Below are 1269 nucleotides of genomic sequence, written 5' to 3'. Positions count from 1 at the left end.
GTTTAGTCCGGGGACATAGGTGACATGTGTTCGGAGACATGGGTGACACTTTAGGCATGGAATAGCTGAGGAGCTTGCCATGCCTTGGAATGAGGTGTCGGTCATGGATCGCAGGCGGGAGTTTTTGAGTTTTGCCAGTCAGGCAAATGCGAACATTGCGTCGCTTTGCCGGTCTTTCGGGATTAGCCGGAAGACGGGTTACAAATGGGTGGAGCGGGCGTTGTCAGGGCTTGGCGAGGCGGGTGTCTGCGATCGCAGTCGCCGGCCTCACACCAGTCCGCGGCGCACATCTGAAGATATTACGGAACGCATACTTTCGTGGCGTCAGGCCCATCCGGCCTGGGGTGCCCGTAAGATCGCGCATGTGCTGGCGGCTGAAGGGATAGCAGTACCGTCCGTCTCGACGGTGCATGCGATCCTGCTGCGTCATGGCTACGTCACAGCCACAGGCCATGAAGGTCGGCCTTTCGGTTCCTTTGAGAAGGAAGCGCCCAACCTGATGTGGCAGATGGACTTCAAGGGCCAGGTCCAGTTGGGAGACGGCCAGTGGTGCTATCCGTTGACGATCATCGATGATCATTCGCGCTTTGCCTTATGTGTTCAGGGCTGCGCCAACCAGCGTACGCTCACGGTCAAGGACGGATTGGAGCAGACCTTCCGGCTGTATGGACTGCCGGCAGCCTTCTATGTGGATAACGGCCCGCCTTGGGGCGGTGGCGCACGGGGACAGTTCACGCCGTTGACCGTCTGGCTGCTGAAGCTGGGCATCGACGTCATCCATGCTACGCCCTACTGCCCGCAAGGCCGCGGCAAGAACGAACGCTTCCACAGATCCCTCAAGGCTGAAGTCCTTACCCATCAACCGCTGGCGGATATGCGCCAAGCCCAGAGGTGCTTTGATGACTGGCGCAGCCTTTATAACCACAAACGCCCGCATCAAAGCCTGGATATGCAGGTGCCCGCTTCGCGCTACAGGCCATCGTCACGCCCGATGCCTTCCCGGTTGCCAACCGTCGAATACGACAGCTCCGACATCGTCAGGAAAGTCCCCAAAGACCTTGGCGCTATCAGTTTCAGGAACAGGCAATGGCGCGTACCGAAAGCCTTCAGAGGAGAACACGTCGCTGTAAGGCCTACCGGACAGAACACCTATGACATCTGCTTCGGAGCGAAACGCATCGCGACTATTGACCTCACATCAACATAGGCTCACCAAATGTGTAACCTATGTCTCCGAACATGTGTCACCCATGTCTCCGGTCCGTATAA

General features: G+C 57.8%; 1 pseudogene. It reads left to right on the top strand.

The features are described 5' to 3' along the window. Window positions 1-79: 79 nt before the first annotated feature. Window positions 80-1269: pseudogene (locus tag AC1DON_RS21805) on the top strand (IS481 family transposase); the annotation flags it as partial.

It is taken from the genome of Asticcacaulis sp. P4_H10 (assembly GCF_056400965.1).
The sequence above is the reverse complement of the archived record's forward strand: the minus strand, read 5'-3'. Positions and strand labels throughout refer to the sequence as shown.